26 protein-coding genes are annotated in these 26,057 nt (G+C 44.8%); 19 read left to right on the top strand and 7 right to left on the bottom strand.

From position 1 onward, the window contains the following. Positions 1–113 precede the first annotated feature (113 nt). On the top strand, positions 114–446 hold the full coding sequence (locus AB4503_RS03075) for a tRNA-binding protein (protein WP_017060796.1): 333 nt from the start codon (positions 114–116) through the stop codon (positions 444–446). A gap of 46 nt (positions 447–492) precedes the next feature. On the opposite strand, the gene AB4503_RS03070 is transcribed toward AB4503_RS03075, so the two are convergent. After that, the gene (locus AB4503_RS03070) at positions 493–1,047 is read right to left on the bottom strand and encodes a gamma-glutamylcyclotransferase family protein (RefSeq protein WP_004734419.1); all 555 of its coding nucleotides are present in this window, start codon (positions 1,045–1,047) and stop codon (positions 493–495) included. A gap of 308 nt (positions 1,048–1,355) precedes the next feature. Here AB4503_RS03070 and AB4503_RS03065 point away from each other — a divergent pair, with 308 nt between their 5' ends. After that, positions 1,356–2,540, top strand: coding sequence for an NnrS family protein (locus AB4503_RS03065; RefSeq protein WP_372113584.1), 1,185 nt, complete (start codon positions 1,356–1,358; stop codon positions 2,538–2,540). A 67-nt stretch (positions 2,541–2,607) separates the two neighbouring features. On the opposite strand, the gene AB4503_RS03060 is transcribed toward AB4503_RS03065, so the two are convergent. Further along, positions 2,608–3,615, bottom strand: a complete 1,008-nt coding sequence (locus AB4503_RS03060; RefSeq protein WP_372113583.1) for an adenosine deaminase — start codon at positions 3,613–3,615, stop codon at positions 2,608–2,610. A 354-nt stretch (positions 3,616–3,969) separates the two neighbouring features. Here AB4503_RS03060 and AB4503_RS03055 point away from each other — a divergent pair, with 354 nt between their 5' ends. Further along, positions 3,970–4,287, top strand: coding sequence for a DUF3622 domain-containing protein (locus AB4503_RS03055; protein ID WP_017069509.1), 318 nt, complete (start codon positions 3,970–3,972; stop codon positions 4,285–4,287). Positions 4,288–4,489: 202 nt separating this feature from the next. Here the strand turns inward: AB4503_RS03055 and AB4503_RS03050 are convergent, their stop codons facing one another. Then, positions 4,490–5,536 carry a succinylglutamate desuccinylase/aspartoacylase family protein gene (locus AB4503_RS03050; protein WP_017060792.1) on the bottom strand — a complete coding sequence of 349 codons (1,047 nt, stop codon included), beginning with the start codon at positions 5,534–5,536 and terminating at the stop codon, positions 4,490–4,492. Between the two features lie 271 nt (positions 5,537–5,807). Here AB4503_RS03050 and AB4503_RS03045 point away from each other — a divergent pair, with 271 nt between their 5' ends. Beyond that, positions 5,808–6,347, top strand: coding sequence for a DUF3332 family protein (locus tag AB4503_RS03045; protein ID WP_048605541.1), 540 nt, complete (start codon positions 5,808–5,810; stop codon positions 6,345–6,347). A 138-nt stretch (positions 6,348–6,485) separates the two neighbouring features. On the opposite strand, the gene AB4503_RS03040 is transcribed toward AB4503_RS03045, so the two are convergent. After that, positions 6,486–7,958, bottom strand: coding sequence for an aminoacyl-histidine dipeptidase (locus AB4503_RS03040; RefSeq protein ID WP_372113581.1), 1,473 nt, complete (start codon positions 7,956–7,958; stop codon positions 6,486–6,488). Between the two features lie 1,063 nt (positions 7,959–9,021). Between AB4503_RS03040 and AB4503_RS03035 the strand changes: the two genes are divergently transcribed. The 14 genes from AB4503_RS03035 (at position 9,022) to pgpA (ending at position 21,813) form a co-directional block, all read left to right on the top strand. Then, a complete protein-coding gene (locus AB4503_RS03035; RefSeq protein ID WP_017060789.1) occupies positions 9,022–10,311 on the top strand; it encodes an NCS2 family permease in 1,290 nt (429 codons plus the stop codon). 84 nt (positions 10,312–10,395) lie between these two features. Then, on the top strand, positions 10,396–10,860 hold the full coding sequence (tet(34), locus tag AB4503_RS03030) for an oxytetracycline resistance phosphoribosyltransferase domain-containing protein Tet(34) (protein ID WP_009847475.1): 465 nt from the start codon (positions 10,396–10,398) through the stop codon (positions 10,858–10,860). 89 nt (positions 10,861–10,949) lie between these two features. Continuing rightward, complete coding sequence (gene frsA / locus AB4503_RS03025; RefSeq protein WP_017060788.1) at positions 10,950–12,203, top strand: esterase FrsA; 1,254 nt, start codon at positions 10,950–10,952, stop codon at positions 12,201–12,203. 144 nt (positions 12,204–12,347) lie between these two features. Then, on the top strand, positions 12,348–12,737 hold the full coding sequence (crl, locus tag AB4503_RS03020) for a sigma factor-binding protein Crl (protein WP_017060787.1): 390 nt from the start codon (positions 12,348–12,350) through the stop codon (positions 12,735–12,737). A gap of 76 nt (positions 12,738–12,813) precedes the next feature. After that, positions 12,814–13,998 carry a glutamate 5-kinase gene (gene proB / locus AB4503_RS03015; RefSeq protein ID WP_012604650.1) on the top strand — a complete coding sequence of 395 codons (1,185 nt, stop codon included), beginning with the start codon at positions 12,814–12,816 and terminating at the stop codon, positions 13,996–13,998. A gap of 66 nt (positions 13,999–14,064) precedes the next feature. Next, positions 14,065–15,315, top strand: a complete 1,251-nt coding sequence (locus AB4503_RS03010; protein ID WP_372113579.1) for a glutamate-5-semialdehyde dehydrogenase — start codon at positions 14,065–14,067, stop codon at positions 15,313–15,315. Between the two features lie 156 nt (positions 15,316–15,471). Beyond that, positions 15,472–15,921 (top strand): transcriptional regulator NrdR, encoded by a 450-nt coding sequence (gene nrdR, locus AB4503_RS03005; RefSeq protein WP_004734394.1) that lies wholly within the window; start codon positions 15,472–15,474, stop codon positions 15,919–15,921. A gap of 40 nt (positions 15,922–15,961) precedes the next feature. Further along, positions 15,962–17,041 carry a bifunctional diaminohydroxyphosphoribosylaminopyrimidine deaminase/5-amino-6-(5-phosphoribosylamino)uracil reductase RibD gene (gene ribD, locus AB4503_RS03000; protein ID WP_017060785.1) on the top strand — a complete coding sequence of 360 codons (1,080 nt, stop codon included), beginning with the start codon at positions 15,962–15,964 and terminating at the stop codon, positions 17,039–17,041. A 69-nt stretch (positions 17,042–17,110) separates the two neighbouring features. Continuing rightward, positions 17,111–17,767 carry a riboflavin synthase gene (locus AB4503_RS02995; RefSeq protein WP_010436361.1) on the top strand — a complete coding sequence of 219 codons (657 nt, stop codon included), beginning with the start codon at positions 17,111–17,113 and terminating at the stop codon, positions 17,765–17,767. A 108-nt stretch (positions 17,768–17,875) separates the two neighbouring features. Further along, positions 17,876–18,985 (top strand): bifunctional 3,4-dihydroxy-2-butanone-4-phosphate synthase/GTP cyclohydrolase II, encoded by a 1,110-nt coding sequence (gene ribBA, locus AB4503_RS02990; protein WP_372113577.1) that lies wholly within the window; start codon positions 17,876–17,878, stop codon positions 18,983–18,985. Between the two features lie 295 nt (positions 18,986–19,280). Next, positions 19,281–19,751, top strand: a complete 471-nt coding sequence (gene ribE, locus AB4503_RS02985) for a 6,7-dimethyl-8-ribityllumazine synthase (protein WP_004741508.1) — start codon at positions 19,281–19,283, stop codon at positions 19,749–19,751. Further along, entirely contained in the window at positions 19,751–20,218 is a 468-nt protein-coding gene (nusB, locus tag AB4503_RS02980) for a transcription antitermination factor NusB (RefSeq protein ID WP_004734399.1), read from the top strand. The genes ribE and nusB overlap by 1 nt, the downstream gene beginning before the upstream one ends. Positions 20,219–20,332: 114 nt before the next feature. Next, positions 20,333–21,307, top strand: coding sequence for a thiamine-phosphate kinase (thiL, locus tag AB4503_RS02975; RefSeq protein WP_372113614.1), 975 nt, complete (start codon positions 20,333–20,335; stop codon positions 21,305–21,307). Then, positions 21,307–21,813: a phosphatidylglycerophosphatase A gene (gene pgpA, locus AB4503_RS02970; protein WP_017060782.1), complete on the top strand. Its 507-nt coding sequence runs from the start codon at positions 21,307–21,309 to the stop codon at positions 21,811–21,813. Before thiL ends, pgpA begins: the two co-directional genes overlap by 1 nt. A 119-nt stretch (positions 21,814–21,932) precedes the next feature. Here pgpA and dxs read toward each other — a convergent pair whose 3' ends face one another. From dxs to xseB, 3 genes are read right to left on the bottom strand one after another with little or no spacing between them, the layout of a single operon-like run. Further along, positions 21,933–23,816, bottom strand: coding sequence for a 1-deoxy-D-xylulose-5-phosphate synthase (gene dxs, locus AB4503_RS02965; protein ID WP_372113575.1), 1,884 nt, complete (start codon positions 23,814–23,816; stop codon positions 21,933–21,935). A gap of 21 nt (positions 23,817–23,837) precedes the next feature. Beyond that, complete coding sequence (gene ispA, locus AB4503_RS02960; RefSeq protein WP_048612246.1) at positions 23,838–24,722, bottom strand: (2E,6E)-farnesyl diphosphate synthase; 885 nt, start codon at positions 24,720–24,722, stop codon at positions 23,838–23,840. Between the two features lie 20 nt (positions 24,723–24,742). Then, positions 24,743–24,985, bottom strand: a complete 243-nt coding sequence (gene xseB, locus AB4503_RS02955; RefSeq protein ID WP_372113573.1) for an exodeoxyribonuclease VII small subunit — start codon at positions 24,983–24,985, stop codon at positions 24,743–24,745. A 298-nt stretch (positions 24,986–25,283) separates the two neighbouring features. Here xseB and pomA point away from each other — a divergent pair, with 298 nt between their 5' ends. Further along, on the top strand, positions 25,284–26,048 hold the full coding sequence (pomA, locus tag AB4503_RS02950; protein ID WP_017060778.1) for a flagellar motor protein PomA: 765 nt from the start codon (positions 25,284–25,286) through the stop codon (positions 26,046–26,048). The last annotated feature ends 9 nt before the right edge of the window (positions 26,049–26,057 follow it).

The following is a 26,057-nucleotide window of genomic DNA, read 5'->3' as shown; positions in this document are numbered from 1 at the left end:
AGATCTTTACCGCTTGTAATTATTAGGCTTAATGCTAGTGTAAACATTTACATTTTACTTGATTTTAGTAAATGATTTAATGGGTGAAAATAAACCAATATAGGAAGTGAGAAATGGATACTGTCTCTTATGGTGACTTTGCTAAGTTAGAAATGCGTGTGGGTAAGATCATTGAGGTTGTGCGTCATGAAAACGCCGACAAGCTTTACATAGTGCAAGTGGATGTTGGTGACAAGACACTGCAAACGGTGACCAGCCTAGTCCCTTACTACACAGAAGAAGAGTTGATGGGTAAGCAGGTTGTTGTTTTGTGCAATCTAGCGAAGGCGAAGATGAGAGGCCACACTTCTGAGTGCATGTTGCTTTGTGCAGAAACGGAAGATGAATCTGAAAGTGTATTGCTAACACCTGAACGTGCGATGCCAGCAGGTATTCGTGTCGTTTAAGCTCACTTTAGGTTGGTGAGTCAATGTGTTCACCAACCTAAATTAACTAGCTGCGTACAGTTAGTATCAAGCCATCAATCACACTGTGATGGTGATCGGAAACCCCAGCAAGGTTGCCGTATTTAGGCTGGTGGCGATCATTTTCTAATGGGTGATGCCAACCTTGTGTGTGTTGAACAAAGTGCGCCGCAAAGCTTTCAGACACTTCTAAACATCCTGCTAATACCGTATCGACATAGGTTTGAACGATAGGGCTGTTTTCGCAAGGTGCTTGAATCTCGTCTTTGATGTAAACCCAGATCGATTGATCCTGTTTAAACTCATTTTGGCTTTCTATCTGAGAGGCCTTTAATTCGATTCGGTGATAACCACGCTCACGGCGATCAAACTCAGTCAGCGCAATATCATCCACTTCAAGTAAAACTCCATTCACTTGTCCCTCACCGAGATTTACGATCAAAGGTGACAACACATAGCTGTCATCGATCTTACTCCAGTGACGAACTAGGCCATGCACTATCGCAGGAATCGCTTGTCCTGTTTGACCTGTGAGTTGACGAGAAGAGGAGTTGATCAAGCTACCATAACCAAAAATATACATCGCGTTCCCTGTCTGTTCTTTTGTATTTGAGACTAGTCTTACTATATGTTTGGCTTCATCAAATGTCAGTAGTTTTTTATTTTACACACTCATGAGTCTAAATGACTTTTGTGGGGTGTGTTTTATTGACACTTTTTTGAAGCCTAAAGACTCCTTGTTGCTTGTTTTTATTGGCTTTATATCTTTGGCGCGTTTCATGCATTACGTTAGGAAATATTGCAGTGATGATTACTGCATCATGAATTTGACTATGAAATAGCAATTCCCAGAAGCCACTCTTGGCTTGTTATCTGAAATGAGGAACGAGTTTGTTAAATATCACAGATAAAAGTGTAGAAGATGCGATTCCTGCATATCTTCGATTAGGTTTTAGACCTTTCTTCTTTTTAGGCAGTCTCCATGCTGTGATCGCGATTGTAGCTTGGGTCATCATGTTCCAAAACGGCCAGCCAGAAATGCTAAAAGTACCGGCGCTTTGGTGGCACGTACATGAAATGCTGTTTGGCTTTGCCATGGCGATTGTGGTCGGTTTTGTGTTAACTGCGGTGCAAACGTGGACGGGCGTCAATGGAACCAAACACTATCGATTAGCTGGACTGGTTGGTTTGTGGTTGGCACCTCGTATTCTGTTTTGGACCCCCGCACCGTTATGGCTGATCTCATCTGTTGAGGCGTTGTTCTTAATCTTCGCCGCTTACGAAATTGGTTTCCGAGTTGTTAAATCGAAAGGCTGGAAGAATCTATTCTTTGTGCCGCTGTTTATATTGGCTATCGTGGCGAACTTTGCGAGCTACGCGACCATTAAGGGAATGCCTCCGTTTCCATCGTCAGCGGTATGGCAAGCGATGTTGTGGTGGTTTACGTTGTTGCTGTCTGTAATGGGCGGACGAGTGATTCCATTCTTTACTGCTCGTCGTTTCGACTTTGAGAAAGCGCAGCCATTGGTGTGGTTGGAATGGCTTGCGAATCTGCCTTTGATAGGACTGTTTGTTCTAAGCTTCTTCCCACTCACCTTTGCTCAAGTAGGTAATGAGCTAATGGTGTTTGCTGGCGTGACACAGTTGGTGCGCTTTATCCGCTGGAAGCCTTGGACAACACTATCAGAACCCTTGGTGTGGTCGCTGCATGCGGCTTACCTATGTATCCCTCTCAGCTTGCTGTTACGCGGTTTGCTAGATAACCCGTTCGCGAGCCATAACATGCTGCACCTGTTTGCGATTGGCGGTTTGAGTGGGTTAATTCTGGCGATGATCACGCGCGTGACAATGGGACATACTGGCCGTGCTATCTATAAAGGGCCAAGTATGGCTTTGGCGTTCTCGGCTATATTTATCGCGGCACTCGTTCGTAGTTTAGGTGTGACATTCTTCCCGGCGTATTTATTTGAGATGGTCAATATCAGCGCGGGTTTATGGACGTTAGCGTTCAGTCTATTTATCTGGAAATTTGGGATGATGCTGTTAACGCCAAGAGTGGATGGTCACCCGGGCTAAGCCAATTAGTTATCTATTGATATAGATAGGGAAGCTCAGAGCTTCCCTTTTTGATCTTGATAACTCATTAAGTATTCGCAGCAAGATATTGACGTACCTGTGTGATGAGATCTTCCTTGGCGTGAGGCGAGATGAAACTGGCTTCGATGGCATTAATACTGAATTGTGCTAATTCGTTTTTGGTCACTGGGTGAGCATTGGCGACGGCGAGGAAGTTATCATTCATATAGCCGCCGAAGTAAGCCGGATCATCGGAATTGATGGTGACGCACAGCCCTTTTCTCAGCAACTCGACGATGTTGTGCTCTTGCATGGTCTCAAACACCTTGAGCTTGGTATTCGACAGCGGGCAGACGGTCAGTGGTGTACGTTTTGCTATTAGCTGTTCCATCAACTCTTCATCTTCTACACAGCGAACGCCATGATCAATTCGGGTAATGCCTAGCAAGCTCAGTGCGTCGCTAATATTTTGTGCTGGGCCTTCTTCTCCGGCGTGCGCGACAGTCAGAAAGCCTTGGTTGATCGCTTCTTGGAATACATGTTTAAACTTCTCTGGTGGATTGCCCTGTTCTGATGAATCTAACCCAACGGCAATGATCTTATCTTTATAAGGAAGGGCTTGTTTGAGTGTTTCAAAAGCGCTGTCTTCATCGAGATGACGCAGAAAGCACATGATCAGTTGGCTGCTGATACCAAGCTCTTGCTCCACTTGATTCAAAGCTCGAGTAATCCCGCCAACGATGACTTCAAAGTCAATGCCGCGTTCAGTGTGAGTCTGAGGGTCGAAGAAGATCTCAGTATGAACCACATTATCTTGCTGACACTTCAACAGATAAGCCCACGTCAGGTCGTAGAAATCTTGTTCATGAATCAGTACGTTTGCACCTTGGTAATAGATATCGAGAAAGGATTGAAGATTGTGGAACTGGTACGCGTCTCGAACTTGGTCTGGGGTCTCAAAGGGAATCGACAGGTTATTACGCTTGGCGAGTTGGAACATCAGCTCTGGCTCTAATGTGCCTTCTATATGTAAGTGCAGCTCAACTTTGGGTAAATTTTTGATGAAGCTATCCATAGCAACTCCTTAGCTATTTTAATTATGAGCGGAGTAGGTGAGACAGTAGAGTCTATAAACCTGAGCAAGCAGGTATCTCTTTCATTTATCTCTGTTTGAGCATAGTTCATTTCATTGTTATCGATAAAATAGGATAGAAGTTGATGGTGAACCGAGAGTTATGAACCGATTGAAATTAGGCGCAAACGATTTGCAGCATTGGAGTGTGATCCGCTGCAAATATTTGCAGCAATATTCATTGATTTGTGCTCTAATACCGCGCTTACCAAGGGATGGTGTTAAAAGATGCTCACTTAGATGGAGTTATCAAAGTTGACCGATCCCTTAATGATCTCCCTTAGGAAAAAATAGAACATGTCTAAGAACAAAAAATTTGATATCCGCCTTACAGAAAAACGCAACGGTTGGTGTGCAGAGATTACTCGTCAAGTAACGTCTCGCAGCACTACAGTATCTAAGCGTGAGTCTGGTTTCGAAACTGAAGCTCTAGCACAAGAGTGGGCAGAGAAAGAGCTAGCATCTTTCATCGCTAACCAAGCTGAACGTAACGAGCGTAAATCAGAGCAACGTAAAGAGCGTGACGAACTACGTCACACTAAAGAGCTTAAAGCTGAGCAAGCACGTGAAGCGCGCGCTAAAGCTCGTGCAGAAGAGCAACAAGACGCTGAATAATTCAGTGCATGACTAATTTATAGATCCCTTAATTTTAAGATAAGGGATTTGTGAAAAAAAAGCCCCGATACAACTTTTTTCTTTCGAGTTAAAAGTGTTTTGGGGCTTTTTAGTTTGTGGAGTTCTGTTTTATTGTGTTTAAGAGCTCGGTTTGGCTTCTCGCTTTTAACGTCGAGCTCTTAAACTGTTAAGCATTGTCTGATCAGTTATTCAGTGCAGTTAGCCAATCGTCTTCTGCCACTTCTTCAATGTAGCTTTCTACTGATTGTCCTACTTCTTCATCGTCTTGCTTGAAGTAAGCGATGTGGAACACAGCATCACCTTCGTTGACCAAAGGCAGAGTTTGCTGACCAATCACGATACCGCCTTTGGTTGTGATCACTTGGCCTTCTTGGTGACCCAATGGAGAGCTGATGTAAGCAAGGGTTTGTCCTGCTTCAACCTGTTCGCCAAGTCTTACCATGTTACGCAAAATACCGTCTGATTCAGCGCGGATCCAGCTGGTGGATTTACTCAATACTGGCTCTGGTAACTTCTTACGGTTAGGGCGCAGCATGCCGATTTCTTTCATCACTTGATGCACGCCAAGGTAACCCGCACGAATCGCGAGGTGATCAAAGCGCAGCGCTTCACCACCTTCGTAAGTTAATACAGGAATACCCAGTTTTTCCGCTTCGCTACGCAGTGAACCGTCGCGCAGTGGAGAATCAATAATCACGGGTGTTGCGAACGCTTTTGCGATGCGCAGTGTCTCAGGGTTCGATAGGTTTGCACGAATCTGTGGCAGATTGGTACGGTGAATCGCGCCCGTGTGTAGATCCAGAATGTAATCACAGTGCTTTGCCACGTTCTCGAAGAAAGTGTAAGCGATACGTGATGTTAACGATCCTTTCTCACTGCCAGGGAAGCAACGGTTTAGGTCACGACGGTCTGGTAGGTAACGAGATTTATGGATAAAGCCAAATACGTTAACGATAGGCACAACAATTAATGTCCCTTTCAGTTTCTTTGGATCAATCGCATTGGTCAGTTGTCGTGCAATCTCAACACCGTTTAGCTCATCGCCGTGGATAGCCGCATTTACCATCAGTGTTGGGCCTGCTTGGCGACCGTGAATAATTTCAATCGGGATCGAAAGTGGAGAATGCGTGTAAAGCTGAGCCGCTTGCAGTTCAATCTCCATTCGCTGTCCTGGCTGAACAGTATAACCAAGTAATTCGAATGGTTGATTAGGTTTTAGTCTTGCCATTTAGGTTGTTCTCAACATGGTGATAATTCGTTAACACGGAATGTATCAATCGTTGATTTTTAGTACGAATCAATCGCCTTACGGTGACGACAAAACTTTTTTATGGAGGGGTTTCTTAATTGGTTTCTGTTTTTGATTTAGCTAGTTAGAAGGGGGATAGAATTGTGAATTTCCTGACAATACATTGATTTAACGCTGATATTTATTGTTCGGTTGGTTGGTATTATCCACCGCCATTTTTTGGCGGCCAAATTCAAATATCGAGATCAAAATGAAAAAAACAATTTCAAAAGTTGTAGCACTAGCGGTGGTATCTGTTGCTTTATCTGGCTGTGTTGGTAGCAACGCAGTAACGGGTTACCTAATGAAGTTCAACATCAAGGCTGTTGATAACCGTTACGCTCGTGGTGGTTTGAACATGCTACTTGCACCTGCATACGGTCTAACAGTTGCTGCCGATTACCTAGTATTCAACTCACTAGAGTTCTGGACTGGTAGCAACCCACTAACAGGTGCTCCGCACATCTTTGATACTAAGACTGATACTTACCTAGACATCAACCACCAACTTGATCCGTCTCTAACGGAAGCGCCAGTGGGTCCTATCACGAGTGCAGATGTGATCGAAAAAGGTCAAATGCAGCAGATTGATGAAAACACGATCCAAATGGACATTACTTACCAGTCTGGTGAGCGTGCGACGTTAATCGGTGTTCGTGATGGCGAGATGGTGACGTACTTCATCGATGGCGAAGTTGTGGCACAAACTTCAATTGATGAGCTAGAAAGCTACGCGGCTTCACGCGCTTAATTGTTTATTTAGTCACAAGTAGTAGCTACAAAGATTAGATACAAAAACAGGTACTCATTGAGTACCTGTTTTATTTTGTCTCAGATAAACGGTGTTTACTGTAAAACACCATTTACTGAACAAACATAGCTTATCGAATTAAGCTTTTTTTGGGATCGCTTCAAGCAATGCAACCATTTGGTTCCAGAATAGCTCAACGGTGTCGATCTTCACTTTCTCATCAGGAGAGTGCGGAAACTTGATGGTTGGGCCGAAAGAAACCATATCCATGTTCGGGTAAGGTTCTTTGAATAGACCACACTCAAGACCAGCATGGATAACCATGATGTTTGGCTTGTGACCGTAGATACCTTCGTACATGTCACGGAAGATATGCATGATTTCTGAATCTGCGTCTGGTTTCCAACCTGGGTAAGCACCAGAGAACGCGATGTTAGCGCCTGCTAGTTCAGCAACAGAGTGAAGCATGCTTTCTACTTGGCTACGACCTGAATCGATAAGAGAGCGGATCAGGCAAAGTACTGTGATTGAGTTCTCTTCTGTTGTGATAACACCTACGTTTAGAGACGTTTCCACAACACCTTCAATCTCGTCACTCATACGAATCACGCCGTTTGGACATGCGTTAAGTGCCGCGATAAAGCGAGCTTGGTCTGCTGACGCAAGTGCGCCCATTTCTACAGAAGCTTCTTCATTGAAAGTCACGATGCTGTCTTCTACTTTACCTAGCTCTGTTGAAAGCAGCTCAGTGTAGTAGTTGTATAGTGAAGCCAGTTTTTCTTGGTTTGCCGCAGGAACAGCAACCGTTACGAAACCTTCACGAGGGATCGCGTTACGAAGGCTACCACCTTTGAATTCGACGATGCGAAGGTCTAGCTCTTTTGCGTGACCCGCTAGGAAGCGAGCAAGCAGTTTGTTTGCGTTTGCACGACCTGTGTGGATGTCACAACCAGAGTGACCGCCTTTTAGGCCTTTTAGCGTTAGCTTACGTGTTACGAAGTCAGCTGGAATCGCATTACGAGCAATTTCAAATGTCATTGCGCCGTCGATACCGCCAGCACAACCCATGTACACTTCGCCTTCTTGCTCTGAATCGGTGTTAAGAAGGATATCGCCTTCTAACCAACCCGCTTCAAGACCGAAAGCACCAGTCATGCCTGCTTCTTCATCTACTGTTAGTAGAACTTCGATAGGGCCGTGCTGGATTTCGTTTGAAGCAAGAACCGCTAGGCAAGAAGCCATGCCCATGCCGTTATCAGCGCCAAGCGTTGTGCCTTTAGCTGTAACCCACTCACCATCAATGTATGGTTGAATTGGATCTTTAGCAAAGTCATGAACTGTGTCTTCGTTCTTTTGTGGAACCATATCGATGTGAGCTTGTAGCACTACACCTTTTTTGTTTTCCATACCCGCCGTTGCTGGCTTTTTGATGAATACGTTACCCGTTGGGTCACGACGTACATCTAGGCCTTGCTCTGTTGCCCAAGCAATAATGTATTGAGCAAGCTCTTCTTCATGCTTAGAAGGGTGTGGGATTGAGCAAATCTTATCGAAGAACTGCCAGATAGGGGCAGGGGATAATTTACTGATCTCAGAATGGAATTCAGACACGGATGACTCCTTTTTTATTTAATAACCATATATTTAGGTTTTGCATGGGGAAAAACCTAGAACAAAAATCTAAAATATGGGTCTGTTTTGATGGCAACAGCATACCACTTGAGCGTTTTGACGAGTAGCGGTTCTAAACCTCAAATAGCTCAAATTTTGAAAGCGATCTTGTCCATCTGATCACAGCTAAGCGCCTTGATGCTTATAAATGGAGCAGGCAAACGTTTGTTTAATTCTATTTTGTAATTTTATTACAAGATAAGTTTGCAAAATAACCGTAAATGGCCAAAAATGTGACGTATAGCAAAAAATACTTGTAATCTTTTTTCTTTAGGGTATATTAATAACCAACTTCTGAGATGAAGAGTAAATGCTCAAAGGATGAGTCCGTTTTATCGCCTCCAAGGAACCGAGAAATCAAATTCGTTTTTTATTGATTTATTAAGGTGATAGTTATGAAAGGTTTACCATCTGCAATGTTCTGGATTAACAGCTCTGTTTACACTAGCAACTTTGCATACCCTACAAGCTTTGGTTACTAATACCGTAAGCATGTAACTCGAACAGTTTTGTTCACCCCTATATATTGGAATTCTTTTACAGCCCTTTTGGTTGACAGATTCTACCGCCACTCAGTTTTGAGTGGCGTTTTTTTTGCCTGCTACTTTTCCAAACCGCTTTCGCTTGTCACTTTCCTTGCTGTTCTGCGTGGTTGTTTTTTAAACGCCGAAATATCAATTTGCGCCTTATTACTGATCCTGTTGAAAAATACATAACTATTGTGAGTTTGAATTCAGAATTTACTGGCTAGATTATCAATGAAAATAACCGATGGTAGAAAAAACAACCAACTAGTTTTAGTGAGTCTATTGTTGTTAATTGTTTGTTTTTAATGGTTATTTATCGATGATATCTTCATTTTTAATCGCTTTGTTTCATACGGCATTCTGATAAATATCGATTAGAGCCTTAATTCTATCTGGAATTTGTTATTTGATAACTTTATAATCCACAGCCAATCGATTACGCAACCGTTTACTTTTTACCCTTATAGGATTCGATAATGTTCGAAAAGCTATTCAAACTCAGTGAAAATGGCACCAATGTGCGCACTGAAATCATCGCAGGTCTAACAACCTTCCTAACAATGGCTTACATCATTTTTGTAAACCCAATGATTCTAGCTGATGCTGGTATGGACCATGGCGCTGTATTTGTAGCAACCTGTTTAGCGGCTGCTATTGGCTGTTTCATCATGGGCTTTGTTGCTAACTACCCAATTGCTCAAGCTCCAGGCATGGGTTTGAACGCATTCTTTACCTACGCTGTTGTAATGGGTATGGGTTATACGTGGCAAGTTGCTCTGGCAGCGGTTTTCGTATCAGGCGTAATCTTCATCTTCTTAAGCATCTTTAAGATCCGTGAATGGATTATCAACTCGATCCCTATGTCTCTGCGTGTTGGTATCTCTGCAGGTATCGGTCTTTTCCTAGCGTTTATTGCGCTTAGCAATGCAGGCATCGTTGTTTCTAACCCAGCAACTAAAGTCTCACTGGGCGACATTACCGCGATTGCTCCTATCCTAGGCTCACTTGGTTTCTTCCTAACGATTGCTCTTGTTCACCGTGGCGTGAAAGGGGCAGTAATGATTGCGATTCTAGCTATCACAGCTCTTGGCATTGTTATTGGTGACGTTCAATACGGCGGCATCATGTCTACACCACCAAGCCTTGCTCCTACATTCATGCAGCTTGATTTCTCTGCTGTATTTGAAATCGGTATGATTTCAGTGGTATTCGCGTTCTTGTTCGTCGATTTGTTCGATACAGCGGGTACTCTGGTTGGTGTTGCAACGAAAGCAAACCTAATCAAAGAAGACGGCAAACTACCTCGCTTGAACAAAGCACTGCTTGCTGACTCTACAGCAACATCTATTGGTGCACTGCTAGGTACATCAAATACTACTTCTTATGTTGAGAGTGTTGCGGGTGTTGCTGAAGGCGGCCGTACCGGTCTAACGGCTGTTGTTGTTGGTATCTTATTCCTACTGGCTCTTTTCTTCTCGCCACTTGCAGGTATGATTCCGGCTTACGCAACATCAGGTGCACTTTTCTATGTAGCAATTCTGATGATGTCTGGCCTAGTTGGCATTGATTGGCGTGATCTTACGGAAGCAGCACCAGTCGTGGTAACATGTCTGCTTATGCCGCTGACGTACTCTATCGCTGAGGGTATCTCACTAGGTTTCATCGCTTACGCTGCAATTAAGCTGCTAAGTGGTAAAGGTCGCGACGTTTCACCTGCTGTGTGGGTAATGTCGGCTATCTTTATTCTTAAATACATTTTCGCTTAATCGTCTAGATTTCTGCTTAATCGCTGAAGAGGCTATGTTTGAAATAGCCTCTAATAACATGACAAAATTATTAGGTTTTATACTATGAGCAACAAATTCGTTATCACTTGGGACAACATGCAGACTTACTGCCGTCAACTTGCTGAAAAGCAAATGCCAGCAGAGCAGTGGAAAGGCATCTGGGCAGTAAGCCGTGGTGGTTTGGTTCCTGGTGCAATCTTGGCTCGTGAGCTAGGTATTCGTCACGTAGATACGATTTGTATTTCTAGCTACGACCACGATCACCAACGTGATATGACAGTAGTTAAAGCACCTGAAGGTGACGGCGAAGGCTTCCTAATCGTTGAAGACTTGGTTGATAGTGGTGACACTGCACGTAAGCTTCGCGAAATGTACCCTAAAGCGAAACTGATCGCTGTATGTGCAAAACCATCTGGCGCTGATTTGCTAGACGAGTACATTGTTGATATCGCTCAAGACACATGGATTGAGCAACCTTGGGATACTAGCCTAAGCTACGTAGAACCAGTAAATCGCAAGTCAAAATAAGCGTAAACTTAGTTTTTTGAGAAATGACCCTTTATAGGGTCATTTTTTTTTATATTATTAGTGACAACCATTTCTTATTAAGTATCCCAATGTCTGAACCAGAAGAAACGAGCTCGAACCTTTCGGAAACTTTGTTTGTAAAGCACAAGCAAGCGAAAGAGACCTCAATGTTGACACAATACATGCCAAGCTCTGAAGCGCTATTGGATGAGAAACGTGAACAGCAAAACTCATCATGGTATCGAAACCTAAGACGTCTTCAGTGGGTATGGCAAGGCGTTAATCCAATAGAGCAGGAAGCGGTATTGGCTCGCATCGCGTCATCAGATAACTCTCGTACAACCGATGAGTGGCTTGATACGGTCATGGGTTACCGAAGTGGTAACTGGGCATACGAATGGACCAAGCTGGGTATGCAGCATCAAAATCGTTCTAATGAGAAGAATGGTGAAGAGATGGCTGAAGAGCTATTTTCCGCATCGTTGTGCTTCAGTATTGCGGGTTACCCACACCTCAAGAACGACAACTTGGCAGCTCAGGCTCAAGTGTTGGCCAACGCAGCGTATTCTGAAGCGATCAAGCACACTAAGTTGATCGTCAAGCAGATTGATATTCCATACCAAAACAAGAAGATCAAAGCGAACTTGCATCTAACCAAGACAGATAAACCACAACCGGTTGTGATTGTCAGCGCGGGTCTAGATAGCTTGCAAACCGATATGTGGCGCCTGTTTAGGGATTATTTAGCACCTAAGAACATTGCTATGTTAACGGTAGACATGCCATCAATAGGGCACAGTGCACATTGGCCGTTAACAGAAGACTCATCTTGTCTTCACCAAGCAGTGCTGAATGAATTGCCTAACATCCCATGGGTCGATCACCACAAAGTCGGCTTGTTTGGTTTCCGCTTCGGTGGCAATGCGATGGTGAGATTATCTTTCCTCGAGCAACATAAGATTAAAGCGTGTATTTCTTTAGGCGCGCCAATTCACGATATCTTTGTTCATGCAGACAAACTTAAGCAGATGCCTAAAATGCATCTAGATGTGTTGGCTTCGCGCCTTGGTAAAGGGGCGGTCGATATCAATAGCCTTTCTGGGCAGTTGATGGCGTGGTCACTCAAGGTACAAGGTTTGCTGTCAAACAGTAAAACCAGTGTTCCTATCTTGGCATTGGCTCTGGAAGGCGACCCGGTTTCACCGCCAATGGATAATCAACTGGTTGCTATTTACAGTGATTACGGAAAAGCGAAGAAAATCAAAGCTAAGTCAATTACACAAGGTTATGAGCAATCCCTCGAATTGGCGATAAAGTGGCTTGAGGATGAATTATTTAGATGACATTTCTCCTAAATTAGTTAAGCATGAAAAATGTACAAACTAAGTACCTGATACTCAGAGGTCATTTATAAAATCCAAATGCGTAGTTTCTACGTATAACAGTCTGAGTAACGTCATTCTTAACATTGAAAATGGAGATTCAATATGTCAGAAGTGACACAACAACCTACGCATTACCGCTTGTTGAATGTTTTAAAGGCGATCGGGCCTTACTTAAGGGAACCGCAATCAGAAGAAGGCCACTATATCTTTGATTGCTTGTCTGTATGTGTGAACGATAAAAAATCACCAGAAGAACGCGAGTTCTGGGGCTGGTGGCTGGAATTGGATAAGTCGGAAGAGGGATATTCGGCGAAGTACAATATCGGCAAGTACAACATCGATGGTAACTGGGATTCTTTGCCGTTACCTAAAAAGGCGGTCGCTGAGGTCTCTCGAACTCAAGAAGCCTTCCACAAAAAACTGGTTGATGAACTTCAAAGTAAGTTTGAAATCAGTATCCAATTAGACGAAGAGTCTGTCGAATTCGTCTAATTTTAAAGGTTACTCTTCTCTATAAAGTAAAAAGGTGCGATTTCGCACCTTTTCTGCTTGTGAATTCCCCTTTTGATTGCTAAAACATCACCTCTTATTTGTTTTATCCATAAAAGACTTCATGACAACAAATCATCAAAGCGGGACAACAACACAGCGTAAAACTGTCGTTGTTAAACTGGGTACCAGTGTCTTAACTGGTGGAACATTGGCATTAGACCGCGCTCATATGGTTGAGCTGGTTCGTCAATGTGCTGAATTAAAAAAACAAGGCCACTCTGTGGTTATGGTTTCGTCTGGTGCAATTGCAGCAGGACGTGAGCACCTTGGTTACCCCGCACTTCCCAACTCAATGGCGAGCAAACAGTTGCTTGCGGCAGTTGGGCAAAGTCAGTTGATTCAAGTTTGGGAGTCTTTGTTTGCTATCTATGGCCTTAAGATTGGCCAGATGCTACTGACTCGTGCTGATCTCGATGATCGCGAGCGTTTTCTTAATGCACGTGACACGATCAACGCACTGGTTGAGCACGATATTATTCCGGTAGTAAACGAAAACGACGCAGTAGCAACCAACGAAATTAAAGTGGGCGACAATGATAACTTGTCGGCCTTAGTGGGTATTTTGTGCGGTGCTGATAAGCTTTTGCTACTAACAGACCAAAAAGGCCTGTTTACGGCTGACCCTCGTAAAGATCCAAATGCTGAGCTCATCAAAGAAGTGAAAACCATTGATGACACGCTGCGTAAGATCGCAGGTGGCAGCGGTACTACGTTGGGTACTGGCGGCATGGCGACAAAACTGCAGGCGGCTGACATTGCTCGTCGCGCAGGCATCGAAGTGATTATTGCTGCGGGCAGTGCTGAAAATGTGGTGTTTGATTCACTGAGTGATAACCCACAAGGCACACGTTTCTTGCCTTTAGCGGAAGCGCTTGAAAACCGTAAACGCTGGATTTTAGCGGGCCCTGCTTCAGCAGGTGACATCGTGGTTGACGACGGCGCAGTAAACGCAGTCAACACCAAAGGCAGCAGCTTGTTGGCGAAAGGGGTTGTTCGAGTTAAAGGCGAATTCTCTCGTGGTGAAGTTACCCAAGTCACAGACAGCAAAGGCAAAGTAATTGCGCGTGGTATCGCCAGTTATTCAAGCCAAGACCTAGCAAAAATTGCAGGCAAGCACAGTAAAGATATTGGCGACATCCTTGGATACGATTATGGGTCAGAAGTCATTCACCGTGACGACCTAGTTGTAATCCAAGAGTAGCTCGTGATGATAAGGTGAATCACCTTTTTGCATCCAAAGACAGACAGAATTTAGGGAGAGTTAAACGTGGATTTAACTAACATGGGTATCGCAGCAAAAGACGCTGCTTTCCACCTAGCGACCGCATCTACGGCGCAAAAGAATAAAGCATTGGCGATTATCGCTGATGAGCTAGAAGCAAACGCAACAACGATTTTAGAAGCGAACGCGAAAGACATCGAACTGGGTCGTGAAGCGGGTTTAACTGACGCACTGCTCGATCGTCTACTTCTTAACGAAGAGCGCTTAACCGGTATCGCTAACGATGTTCGTAACGTGATTAGCCTGAATGACCCAGTTGGCAGCGAAATTGACAGCAAAGTACTAGAAAACGGTATGTCACTGTCTCGTCGTCGTGTACCGCTTGGTGTAGTTGGCGTTATTTATGAAGCTCGTCCGAACGTAACCATCGATATTGCGGCACTGTGTCTTAAAACAGGTAACGCAAGCATTCTACGTGGTGGTAAAGAGACGTTTTTCTCGAACATGGAACTGGTTAAGGTTATCCAGTCTGCATTAGAGAAAGCGGAGCTTCCAGCCGCTTCTGTTCAGTACATCGAGAAGCCTGATCGTGAACTCGTTTCTCAACTGCTTAAACTGGATGACTACGTGGATATGATCATTCCTCGTGGCGGAGCTGGCTTACACAAGATGTGTAAAGAGAACAGCACCATTCCAGTTATCATCGGCGGCTTTGGTATCAGCCATATCTTCGTTGATGAAAGCGCTGATCTTGATAAATCTGTCGATGTGGTCGAAAACTCTAAAGTTCAGCGCCCATCAGCGTGTAACTCATTAGATACATTGCTAGTGCATGAAGCGGTTGCTGAAGCTTTCCTAATTAAGCTGAAACAGCGTTTAGCCGGCAAGGTAACCTTAGTTGCTGATACCAGTGCAAAATCGCTGCTAGCGGGTTTTGAAGACCAACGTGATGCGGTTGAAGGCGACTTTGACACTGAATGGCTAAGCTACACGTTGGGCGTGAAAGTCGTTGCGGATCTGGCAGAAGCGATTGACCACATGCGTGTACACAACGCGAGTCACTCAGATGCGATCATGACCAATAGCCTAGAGAGCTCAGAGCGTTTCATTAACTCTGTTGGTTCTGCAGCGGTTTATGTGAATGCATCAACACGTTTCACTGATGGCGCACAGTTTGGTTTAGGCGCTGAAGTAGCCGTGTCTACTCAGAAATTGCATGCTCGCGGCCCAATGGGCTTAGAAGAGTTAACAAGCTACAAATGGGTAGGTAAAGCGAACTATTTAGTCCGCGGTTAACGCTGGTCGTTAATTTTACTCCTCAGCTCATTTTTGAAATGGCGATCGAGTAGCAATAATCAATGAATCACCACACAAAAGGGCCTTAATTGGCCCTTTTTCTTTCCTAACGTTTGGCAATTCCGTTACACTGATATTCAATTATTTGGAGGTGATATGCATTGTCCTTTTTGTTCAGAGAACGACACTAAAGTAATCGATTCAAGACTGGTAGCCGATGGCCATCAGGTTCGTCGTCGCCGTCAATGCCTTGCATGTAGTGAACGTTTTACTACGTTCGAATCGGCAGAACTTGTGATGCCTAAGGTCATAAAGTCGAATGGAAACCGCGAACCATTTAATGAAGACAAAATGGTGGGTGGTGTACAGCGCGCCCTAGAAAAACGCCCAGTGAGTGCTGATGCGATTGAACTTGCGATCAGTACGATTAAGTCACAACTCCGTGCAACTGGTGAGCGTGAAGTACCAAGCGAGATGATTGGTAATCTTGTGATGGGCCAATTGAAAGAATTGGATAAAGTGGCGTACATTCGTTTTGCCTCTGTTTACCGCAGCTTTGAAGACATCCGAGAGTTTGGCGAAGAAATCGCTAAATTAGAGGATTAACTCCTCAATCATGTCAAACTTTACTCCCCTAGATTTTCAAATGATGTCGCGTGCTATTCAGTTAGCAAAACGCGGCATTTACACTACTGCGCCAAACCCTAATGTGGGTTGTGTCATTGTACAAACCGACGGTCAGATCGTTGGTGAAGGTTTTCATGCCAAAGCTGGCGAACCTCATGCTGAAGTACATGCCATGCGAATGGCAGGCGACAAAGCAAAAGGTGCGACGGCTTATGTCACGCTAGAGCCTTGTTCTCATTACGGTCGAACGCCGCCTTGTGCTGAAGGTTTGATTAAGGCTCAAGTAGCCAAAGTGATTTGTGCCATGCAGGACCCAAACCCAAAAGTCGCAGGTCGTGGTATCAAAATGCTACGCGATGCGGGTATTGAGGTTGAAATCGGTTTGCTAGAGCAAGACGCTCTCGACTTGAACCCTGCATTTATCAAGCGTATGCAAACTGGCATGCCATTCGTTCAGTTAAAGATGGCCGCTAGCCTTGATGGGCAAACGGCATTGGAAAATGGCCAAAGCCAGTGGATCACATCGCCAGAAGCACGTCGTGATGTTCAGAACTACCGAGCAAAATCAGGCGCTGTGTTGTCAACTAGCCAGACGGTGATTGAAGACAACGCGTCGTTGAATGTTCGTTGGGCAGAGTTGCCAAGCAGTATCAAAGGTCATTACGCTGAAGACGAGCTGCGTCAGCCGATTCGCGTGATTCTTGATCGTCAAAACCAACTGCGTCCTGAACTCAAGTTATTCCAGACTCCAACATCGGTGTTGAGAGTTGCCGAAGCATCTGCTGATATTGAAGTCGCAACCACAGATGCAGGTCAGCTCGATTTGCACGATCTGATGCGTCAATTACCTGCCAATCATATCGACCATATTTGGGTCGAAGCGGGCGCAACATTGGCAAAAAGCTTGATTGAAGAGCAGCTGGTGGATGAGCTAATCCTTTATTTAGCACCTAAACTTATGGGCAGTGACGGACGAGGTTTGATGGGTGCATTAGGGCTCACTTCAATGTCTGACGTTATTGACCTAGAAATTAAAGATGTTCGACAGGTTGGTGTGGATATTCGCATCGTTGCGAAACCCGTATTTCGAAACAGATAGTAACGAAACCACAGTGGAAATAGTTACTCCAACTACATACGTGTCGTTGACAACAAAAAGAGTTTTAAAATGTTTACAGGAATTGTAGAAGCCGTAGGTACATTGAGTGCAATCACTCCCCGCGGAGAAGACATCACCGTAACGGTTAATGTTGGTAAGCTTGATATGGCTGACGTTAAGTTAGGCGACAGTATCGCTACCAATGGTGTGTGTTTGACAGTTGTTGAATATAACGACCACAGCTACAGTGCAGATCTTTCGCTTGAGACCCTGAAAAAAACGGGTTTTGTCGATTACCAAGCGGGCGATAAAGTTAACCTTGAGAAAGCAATGTTACCAACCACGCGTTTCGGTGGACATATAGTGTCTGGTCACGTTGATGGCGTGGGTGAGATTGTTGAACGTAACCAAGTTGGCCGTGCGATTGAATTCTGGGTAGAAATGCCAGCAGAAATCTCAAAATACGTGGCTCAAAAAGGCTCAGTAACAGTTGATGGCATTAGCCTGACTGTGAACGATTTACGTAAGAACGCATTCAAGCTGACTATCGTTCCTCATACTTCTTCAGAAACCACCATCGACCAATTCAATGTCGGTCGTAAAGTGAATCTAGAAGTTGATGTATTAGCACGTTACATGGAGCGTTTACTGCAAGGTCAGCAACAAGAATCTGAGCCTGAATCTCGATTAACGATGGAATTCTTACAGCAGAATGGTTTTGCCTAACCGTTGATACAAAGTGCGTTAAGCGAGACTTTGTAAAGCGAAGCAATATCATCAGGTTTAAATAGTGTCGGTTCTAGGAAGCAGAACCATTTCAAAGGATATAGAACAATGCCAATTAGTACTCCTCAAGAAATTATTGAAGACATTCGCCTAGGAAAAATGGTTATCCTGATGGATGATGAAGATCGCGAAAATGAAGGCGATCTGATCATGGCAGCAGAACATGTGACGCCAGAAGCGATTAACTTCATGGCGATGTACGGCCGTGGCTTAATTTGTCTAACGTTGACCAAAGAGCGTTCAAACCGTATGGGTCTAGCGCCTATGGTTCAAGATAATAATGCTCAATACACAACCAACTTTACGGTTTCGATTGAAGCTGCTGAGGGTGTAACTACGGGGATTTCTGCATCAGATCGCGCCGTTACCGTTAAAGCGGCTGTGGCAAAAGATGCGAAAGCCGCTGACCTTGTTCAACCCGGGCATATCTTCCCACTGACAGCTCAAGAAGGTGGTGTATTAACTCGCGCTGGCCATACTGAAGCAGGTTGTGATTTAGCACGTCTTGCAGGCTGCGAGCCAGCATCGGTTATCGTTGAGATCCTTAACGACGACGGTACTATGGCTCGTCGCCCTGACCTTGAAGTGTTTGCTGAAAAACACGACATCAAGCTAGGTACGATTGCTGACTTGATTGAATACCGCAACAACACAGAAACAACGATTGAGCGTGTAGCACAATGCCATTTACCAACAGAGTTTGGTGATTTCGAGCTGGTGACTTACCGCGATACAATTGATAACCAGATCCACTACGCGATGCAAAAAGGCGACCTATCTGAAGGTGCTCCTTTGGTACGTGTTCACCTGCATGACACGTTCACCGATCTGCTTCATTCAGACCGTGGTACTGAACGCAGCTGGTCGCTAGATAAAGCGATGAAGCGTATTGGCGACGAAGGCGGTGTGTTGGTTATTCTTGGCAACGAAGAGTCGTCTGATTCTTTGATTCACAAAGTGAAGACATTCGAAGCGCAAGACAAGAACGAGCAGCCAACTATGGCGAAGAAGCAGGGTACCTCGCGTCGTGTTGGTGTCGGTTCTCAGATTCTTCAAGACCTAGGCGTGCACGATATGCGTCTGCTTTCTTCAAGCACTAAGCGTTACCACGCATTGGGTGGTTTTGGCCTTAACGTTGTTGAGTACGTTTGCGAATAAACCATGCGTTAGCAAGCAGACGTTTCTCCGTTTGTAGCAACATAATTTACCGATGATTTCAGTGGCTCTTTTGGTGATAAATCTTGCCAAAAGAGCAAAGTAGCCAAGTCCGACTCAAAACGTGTTCAACACACAAACTTGGTTACTCGCTGTTCCTATATGCTTGGGATCAGCGCTGCATTATCATCTTTACATTGCCGGTGTCTGTTCTTCTAAATTACCATTAGATATTGCTCACAGTTTTGTGCTAGAATCCGGCGATTCTCACTTGATGAAAATAGTTAAAGGAAGGCTTATGAAAGTGATCGAGGGTGGCTTCCCAGCGCCAAATGCAAAAATTGCTATCGTTATTGCTCGTTTCAACAGTTTTATTAACGAAAGTTTACTTTCTGGTGCAATCGATACTTTAAAGCGTCATGGACAAGTAAGCGAAGACAACATCACTGTTGTTCGTTGCCCTGGTGCAGTAGAACTTCCACTTGTAGCGCAGCGCGTTGCAAAAACAGGTAAGTTCGATGCGATTGTATCTCTTGGTACAGTAATTCGTGGCGGTACACCTCACTTTGACTATGTTTGTAGTGAATGTAATAAAGGTTTGGCACAAGTGTCTCTGGAATATTCTCTTCCAGTAGCGTTTGGTGTTCTTACTGTTGATACGATCGATCAAGCTATTGAACGCGCAGGAACCAAGGCTGGTAATAAGGGTGCAGAAGCAGCACTTAGCGCACTTGAGATGATCAATGTTCTTTCTGAAATCGATTCCTAATGGGGGCCAGTGTGAAACCAGCCGCACGTCGTAACGCACGTCAATTTGCTCTACAAGCAATTTATTCTTGGCAAATTACTAAAGAAAATATTGCTACCGTTGAAGAACAGTTCTTATCTGGTGGTAAGTACGATGAAGAAGAGCATCATGCTGCAGAGCCTGCTCTTGCTATGCCAGAAACAGACGTTGCATACTTCCGCGACCTACTAACTGGTGTTGCTCTTAGCCACATGGAACTTGATAGCAAGCTTCGTCCATTCGTATCTCGCCCTATGCAAGATCTGGATCTGATGGAACTAGCGCTTCTACGTTTAGCTATGTACGAGATGACTCGTCGCGAAGATGTACCATACAAAGTGGTTATCAACGAAGCTATCGAGCTTGCAAAAGTATTTGCAGCAGAAGACAGCCATAAGTTTGTTAACGGTGTGCTTGATAAAGCTGCACCGCACGTTCGTAAGAAATAAGACGTTCGTATATTGAATCTAAAGGTCAGCTTTTATGCTGGCCTTTTTTGTAACTAAATTTCTGTAATATCCATGATTACGGCGATTTTTATGAGACTAAAGATAGGGCATGTGATGTCTGGCGAATTTAACCTGATTGAAAAATATTTTGTAAATCGACAACCACAACGTAAAGACGTTCTTCTAGCTGCTGGCGATGATTGTGCTTTGGTCAAAGCGCCGGGCAATGTTGAGATAGCGATCAGCACGGACACCTTAGTGGTTGGTACCCATTTCTTAGCTGAGGCGAATCCGGCTTGGGTGGCACACAAAGCGTTGGCTTCCAATATCAGTGACCTTGCTGCAATGGGCGCGACGCCTGCTTGGGTGTCTTTTGCTTTAACCATGCCTGAAATCGATGAAGCATGGCTTGCTCCCTTCTGTGACTCCTTTTTTAAACTCGCAGACTACTTTGGTATTCAGTTAATTGGTGGCGACACAACCAAAGGTCCACTAAGCCTGACACTGACGGTACAGGGCTTTGTTCCTGAAGGACGAGCGCTGCGCAGAGATGGCGCGAAAGTGGGCGACTGGATTTACGTAACAGGTAATCTAGGTGACAGCAAAGCTGGCTTAGAAGTGTTACTTAACCCTGAGCAGAACAGAGCGAAGCCCTATGCTGCTGAGCTTGAAGAGAGACATTATGTGAGCGCCCCACGAGTGTTAGCGGGTCAGGCTCTAGTGAACCTTGCTTCATCTGCGATTGATATCTCTGATGGCGTTATTGCTGATTTAAAACATATCCTTAAGCGTTCTCAAGTTGGCGCGAGTATTGATGTAAGCACGCTGCCTATCTCTCCAGAGTTACGTCAGTTCGCTCCTGATATCACTTCAGCTCAGCAGTATGCGCTAACGAGTGGTGAAGAGTACGAACTGTGCTTTACTGTACCAGAAGAGAATAAAGGGTCGCTGGAAAGTGCTTTGTCACACACTGGTACAAAAGTCACCTGCATTGGCCAGATAAGACCTGTAGAATATTTTGAATTACACAATAATGGTGAACCACTAAGCTGGAACTTAACTGGTTACGATCACTTTAAGGTTAATTGATGACAAACCCACTTTCTCTTATTTCTCTTAAAAATCCTTGGCATTTCTTAGCAACGGGTTTTGGCAGTGGCTTATCGCCTATTATTCCCGGCACAATGGGCACGCTTGCGTCAATTCCGTTGTACCTATTGTTGGTTCAGCTACCGTTTCCTGCTTACGTTGCCGTGGTGGTGGTAAGCTGCATTATTGGTATTAAGATCTGCCAAGTAACGTCTGATGATATGGGCGTGCATGACCACGGTTCTATCGTTTGGGATGAGTTTGCGGGCTTTTGGATCACCATGAGCTTAGTGCCTATGCTGAATATCCCTGCCGATGACTGGAAATGGCTTCTGACTGGTTTTGTGCTTTTCCGCTTCTTTGACATGGTAAAACCTTGGCCGATTGGTTGGCTAGATGCGCGAATTCACGGCGGCTTGGGTATCATGATTGACGATATTGTAGCGGGTATTATGGCGGCTATTTCGTTGTATGCCGTGGCACATTTCGCAGGTTGGTTAGTGTGAGTTAACTGAAGGGCTAAGGTTTAGTTGGCGATACACCAAACTAATTAGCAGATACTAAAAAGGTTGACCCTAGGGCCAACCTTTTTTGTTTGCGGAGCTTACGAGCTTACGTATTAAGGCTACTTAGCAAGATAGTCAGAGATAGACTTCTCAATGCCTTGCGCGTCCAAACCAAGCTCTTCGTGCAGTTCACCTTGCGTACCTTGAGCAATGAACTTGTCTGGCAGGCCAAGGTTCAATACTGGCATCAGCAGTTTCTCTTGCATCAAGAATTCAATCACACCTGCGCCCGCACCACCTGCAATCGCATTCTCTTCGATAGTTACCAGTACATCGTGGTCAGCAGCAAGTTGTTTGATCAGAGCTTCATCGAGTGGTTTCACAAAGCGCATATCTGCAACTGTCGCATCGATGACGTCAGCGGCTTGAAGTGCACTCTCAAGGAAAGTACCGAAGCTTAGGATAGCGACCTTCGAGCCATCTTTTGCTTTTTCGCTTTCGCGAACGATACGACCTTTACCAATCTCAAGATCGGTAAACTCACTTTGAATCTCAGTACCCATGCCATTACCGCGAGGGTAACGAACGGCACTTGGACCCGTGTGCTGGTGACCGGTGTAAAGCATTTGGCGACATTCGTTCTCGTCGCTTGGTGCCATGATCACCATGTTTGGAATACAACGCATAAAGCTTAAGTCGAACGCACCTTGGTGTGTTTGACCATCGGCACCGACGAGACCTGCACGGTCAATAGCGAACATAACCGGTAGATCCATGATTGCCACATCGTGGATCAGTTGATCGTAGCCACGTTGTAGGAAAGTCGAGTAGATAGCCACAATTGGCTTATCACCGGCAATCGCCATACCGGTTGCTAGCGTCACAGCGTGTTGCTCAGCAATTGCTACATCAAAGTACTGTTCTGGATACTCTTTCGAGAAACGCACCATACCAGAACCTTCACGCATTGCAGGCGTGATCGCCATTAGCTTAGGATCTTGAGCGGCCATATCACACAGGAAGTCGCCAAAAATCTTAGAGAAAGTTGGTTTAGAGCTGGTGCTCTTAGGCAGACTTGAGTGTGCTGGATCGAATTTCGGTACGCCATGGTAGCCAATTGGATCTTTCTCAGCTGGCTCGTAGCCTTTACCTTTCTTCGTCATGATATGCAGGAACTGAGGACCTTTTAGATCTCTCATGTTCTTCAGCGTTTTAATCAGCTCATTGACATCGTGACCATCAATTGGACCAATGTAGTTAAAGCCTAACTCTTCAAACATGGTGCCAGGGACAACCATGCCTTTTAAATGTTCTTCTGTACGACGAACGAGCTCTTTAATTGGCGGAACGCCTGATAGCACTTTCTTGCCACCCTCACGAATTGACGTGTAAAGACTGCCAGAAAGAACTTGAGCGAGGTGGTTGTTTAGAGCACCGACGTTTTCAGAGATCGACATCTCGTTATCGTTAAGGATAACCAGCATGTCATTGTGAATATCGCCCGCGTGGTTCATGGCTTCAAATGCCATACCTGCGGTAATCGCGCCATCACCAATCACACTCACGACTTTACGGTTCTTGCCTTCTTTCTTCGAACTGATAGCCATACCAAGTGCAGCACTGATCGATGTTGAAGAGTGACCAACAGAAAGGGTGTCGTATTCGCTCTCTTGACGCCATGGGAATGGGTGCAGTCCATCTTTTTGACGGATAGTCGACAAGCGGTCGCGACGACCTGTAAGAATTTTGTGCGGGTATGCTTGGTGACCAACATCCCAAACCAACTGGTCAAAAGGCGTGTTGTACACATAGTGCAGAGCAACTGTCAGCTCTACTGTACCTAAGCCTGACGCTAAGTGACCACTTGACTGGCTCACTGAGTTAAGAAGATAGGTACGTAATTCATCACAAAGCTGTGTCAGCGTCTCTTTTGGAAGTAGACGCAAATCCTCTGGCTTATCAGCCAAAGCAAGAGTTGGGTACTTTGATATATCAAGAGTCATAGGTAATGCGCGCTTATTGTCTTAGTTCTTGCGCTCGATGACGTATCGGGCGAACTCTTCGAGTAACTGGGTATTGTATGGGATTGCAGCCAAAGCTTGAAGCGCTTCCTGTAGCAGAGTTTGCGCTTTTTCTTGAGCGCCCTCTAAACCTAGCAAAGAAGGGTAGGTGCTTTTGTTCAATTCTTGGTCAGAACCCTGTGGCTTACCCAAAGTTTCAGTATCGCCAGTGATATCTAAAATATCATCTTGAACCTGGAATGCTAATCCTATGGCATCGGCGTACTTGTCTAATTGAGGCATCACTTCAAACGCTTTTTCACCAGCAGCGAGAGCACCTAAACGAATCGCACATTTCATTAGCGCGCCCGTTTTATTGCGGTGAACTTCTTCTAACTCTTCTAGCGTAACAGAGCGGTTTTCAGCTTCAATATCAAGTGCTTGTCCAATACACATACCTTGTGCACCAGAGGCTTCAGCTAGGCGTTGAATCATTCGAACGCGATTGCTTTCACCGTCAGCACTTAATGTACCTTCCGCAAGTATAGTAAACGCGAGAGTTTGTAGTGCATCGCCCGTTAAAATTGCCGTTGCTTCATCGTATTTGATGTGACAAGTCTGATGGCCACGACGCAGTTCATCGTCGTCCATTGCTGGAAGGTCGTCATGAATCAGAGAATAGGCATGAATACATTCGATTGCAGATGCTGGAGTGTCGAGTTCTTCAGCGGTGCAGCCGAGCATTTCCCCTGTAATGTAGACAAGAAATGGACGTGCGCGTTTACCGCCTAAAAGTAACCCATAACGCATCGCGTTGATCAGGTTCTGATTTTGGTGTGGCAGGCGATCAAGCCAAAGGTTCAGTTGCTCGTTATTACGTGCTTGATAAGACAATAAAGTCTCGATCATAGGGGATCTCATACAATTCGTTATTCTGGTTGTGGGTTAAAGTCACTAAGTTCTGCGTTTTCATCATTTTGCAGTAGGATGCTAACACGCTGTTCAGCATCGTTTAGTTTGCTTTGACCGGCACGAGCGAGGGAGACGCCTCGTTCGAACTTTTTCAGCGCATCATCTAAAGCTAGATCACCATTTTCTAGTTGATCAACCAAGCCATCAAGCTCTTCGATTGCTGCTTCAAAGCTCATATTTTCAGGTTTCTTAGTAGCCATAATAAATCTGCGTTTGGAAAGATGAACGAACGTTACCCTAGGCCGCTGAGATGGTCAAATGTAACCAAGAAATTTTGCTAGAAAGTTCGTTTTTAAGGGGCTTGAACGCACTTTGCTTGAATAACCTTAGCTTTATCGAGTTTATGCGCTACGTATAAGAGCAAAGTAAGCCAATAGTTGGGATTCAAAAACGAAAAGTGTGATACTTAGGCCAAGAATTTACTAAAAGATCTTATAGTCTTGCCGATACAAAGATTATCGTCGACATAGAGCTACAAAAAAGCATGAGGAGTGCTCAGTGGATTTAGCAACCCTAATAGGTTTGATTGGTGGATTTGCCTTTGTAATTATGGCAATGATCCTAGGTGGAAGCCTCGGGATGTTCTATGACACGACATCCATTTTGATCGTAGTTGGGGGCTCAACCTTTGTTGTTCTAATGAAGTTCACCATGGGACAGTTCTTTGGTGCGACTAAAATCGCAGGCAAAGCTTTTATGTTTAAAGCGGATGAGCCTGAAGATCTTATTGCGAAAGTTGTAGAGATGGCTGATGCGGCTCGTAAAGGTGGTTTTTTAGCACTGGAAGAGATGGAAATTAACAACAGTTTCATGCAAAAGGGCATCGATCTTTTGGTGGATGGCCATGATGGAGATGTAGTTCGTGCTGCACTGCAAAAAGACATCGCATTAACCACAGAGCGTCATGAGCAGGGCGCGAAGGTGTTCTCTGCATTTGGTGATGTAGCACCCGCGATGGGTATGATTGGTACCTTGGTTGGCTTGGTTGCCATGCTTTCTAACATGGATGATCCAAAAGCGATCGGCCCTGCGATGGCGGTGGCACTTTTAACCACCCTATATGGTGCGATTCTTTCGAATATGGTGTTCTTCCCAATTGCCGACAAGCTTGCGCTGCGTCGTGACCAAGAGACACTTAACCGCCGTCTGGTTATGGATGGTGTGCTGGCGATTCAAGATGGTCAGAACCCACGAGTTATTGATGGTTACCTGAAGAGCTACCTAAACGAAGGTAAGCGTACGATTGATGGTGAACCTGCGTAAGAGGAGTTG

The sequence above is a fragment of the Vibrio sp. 10N.222.55.B11 genome (assembly GCF_041473705.1).
GTDB classification, from domain to species: Bacteria; Pseudomonadota; Gammaproteobacteria; order Enterobacterales; family Vibrionaceae; genus Vibrio; species Vibrio crassostreae_C.
Note: the sequence above shows the minus strand (reverse complement) of the source record. Positions and strands in the feature narration are given on the sequence as shown.

Coding starts and splice junctions, on each gene's coding strand:
- crl (WP_017060787.1), top strand. CDS start 12,348: ATGTCAGAAGTGACACAACAACCTACGCATTACCGCTTGTTGAATGTT.
- AB4503_RS03050 (WP_017060792.1), bottom strand. CDS start 5,536: ATGGCAAGACTAAAACCTAATCAACCATTCGAATTACTTGGTTATACT.
- ribE (WP_004741508.1), top strand. CDS start 19,281: ATGAAAGTGATCGAGGGTGGCTTCCCAGCGCCAAATGCAAAAATTGCT.
- nusB (WP_004734399.1), top strand. CDS start 19,751: ATGGGGGCCAGTGTGAAACCAGCCGCACGTCGTAACGCACGTCAATTT.
- thiL (WP_372113614.1), top strand. CDS start 20,333: ATGTCTGGCGAATTTAACCTGATTGAAAAATATTTTGTAAATCGACAA.
- nrdR (WP_004734394.1), top strand. CDS start 15,472: ATGCATTGTCCTTTTTGTTCAGAGAACGACACTAAAGTAATCGATTCA.
- AB4503_RS03075 (WP_017060796.1), top strand. CDS start 114: ATGGATACTGTCTCTTATGGTGACTTTGCTAAGTTAGAAATGCGTGTG.
- frsA (WP_017060788.1), top strand. CDS start 10,950: ATGTCTGAACCAGAAGAAACGAGCTCGAACCTTTCGGAAACTTTGTTT.
- AB4503_RS03060 (WP_372113583.1), bottom strand. CDS start 3,615: ATGGATAGCTTCATCAAAAATTTACCCAAAGTTGAGCTGCACTTACAT.
- AB4503_RS03035 (WP_017060789.1), top strand. CDS start 9,022: ATGTTCGAAAAGCTATTCAAACTCAGTGAAAATGGCACCAATGTGCGC.
- ribD (WP_017060785.1), top strand. CDS start 15,962: ATGATGTCGCGTGCTATTCAGTTAGCAAAACGCGGCATTTACACTACT.
- AB4503_RS02995 (WP_010436361.1), top strand. CDS start 17,111: ATGTTTACAGGAATTGTAGAAGCCGTAGGTACATTGAGTGCAATCACT.
- AB4503_RS03055 (WP_017069509.1), top strand. CDS start 3,970: ATGTCTAAGAACAAAAAATTTGATATCCGCCTTACAGAAAAACGCAAC.
- pgpA (WP_017060782.1), top strand. CDS start 21,307: ATGACAAACCCACTTTCTCTTATTTCTCTTAAAAATCCTTGGCATTTC.
- xseB (WP_372113573.1), bottom strand. CDS start 24,985: ATGGCTACTAAGAAACCTGAAAATATGAGCTTTGAAGCAGCAATCGAA.
- ribBA (WP_372113577.1), top strand. CDS start 17,876: ATGCCAATTAGTACTCCTCAAGAAATTATTGAAGACATTCGCCTAGGA.
- AB4503_RS03070 (WP_004734419.1), bottom strand. CDS start 1,047: ATGTATATTTTTGGTTATGGTAGCTTGATCAACTCCTCTTCTCGTCAA.
- ispA (WP_048612246.1), bottom strand. CDS start 24,722: ATGATCGAGACTTTATTGTCTTATCAAGCACGTAATAACGAGCAACTG.
- AB4503_RS03045 (WP_048605541.1), top strand. CDS start 5,808: ATGAAAAAAACAATTTCAAAAGTTGTAGCACTAGCGGTGGTATCTGTT.
- dxs (WP_372113575.1), bottom strand. CDS start 23,816: ATGACTCTTGATATATCAAAGTACCCAACTCTTGCTTTGGCTGATAAG.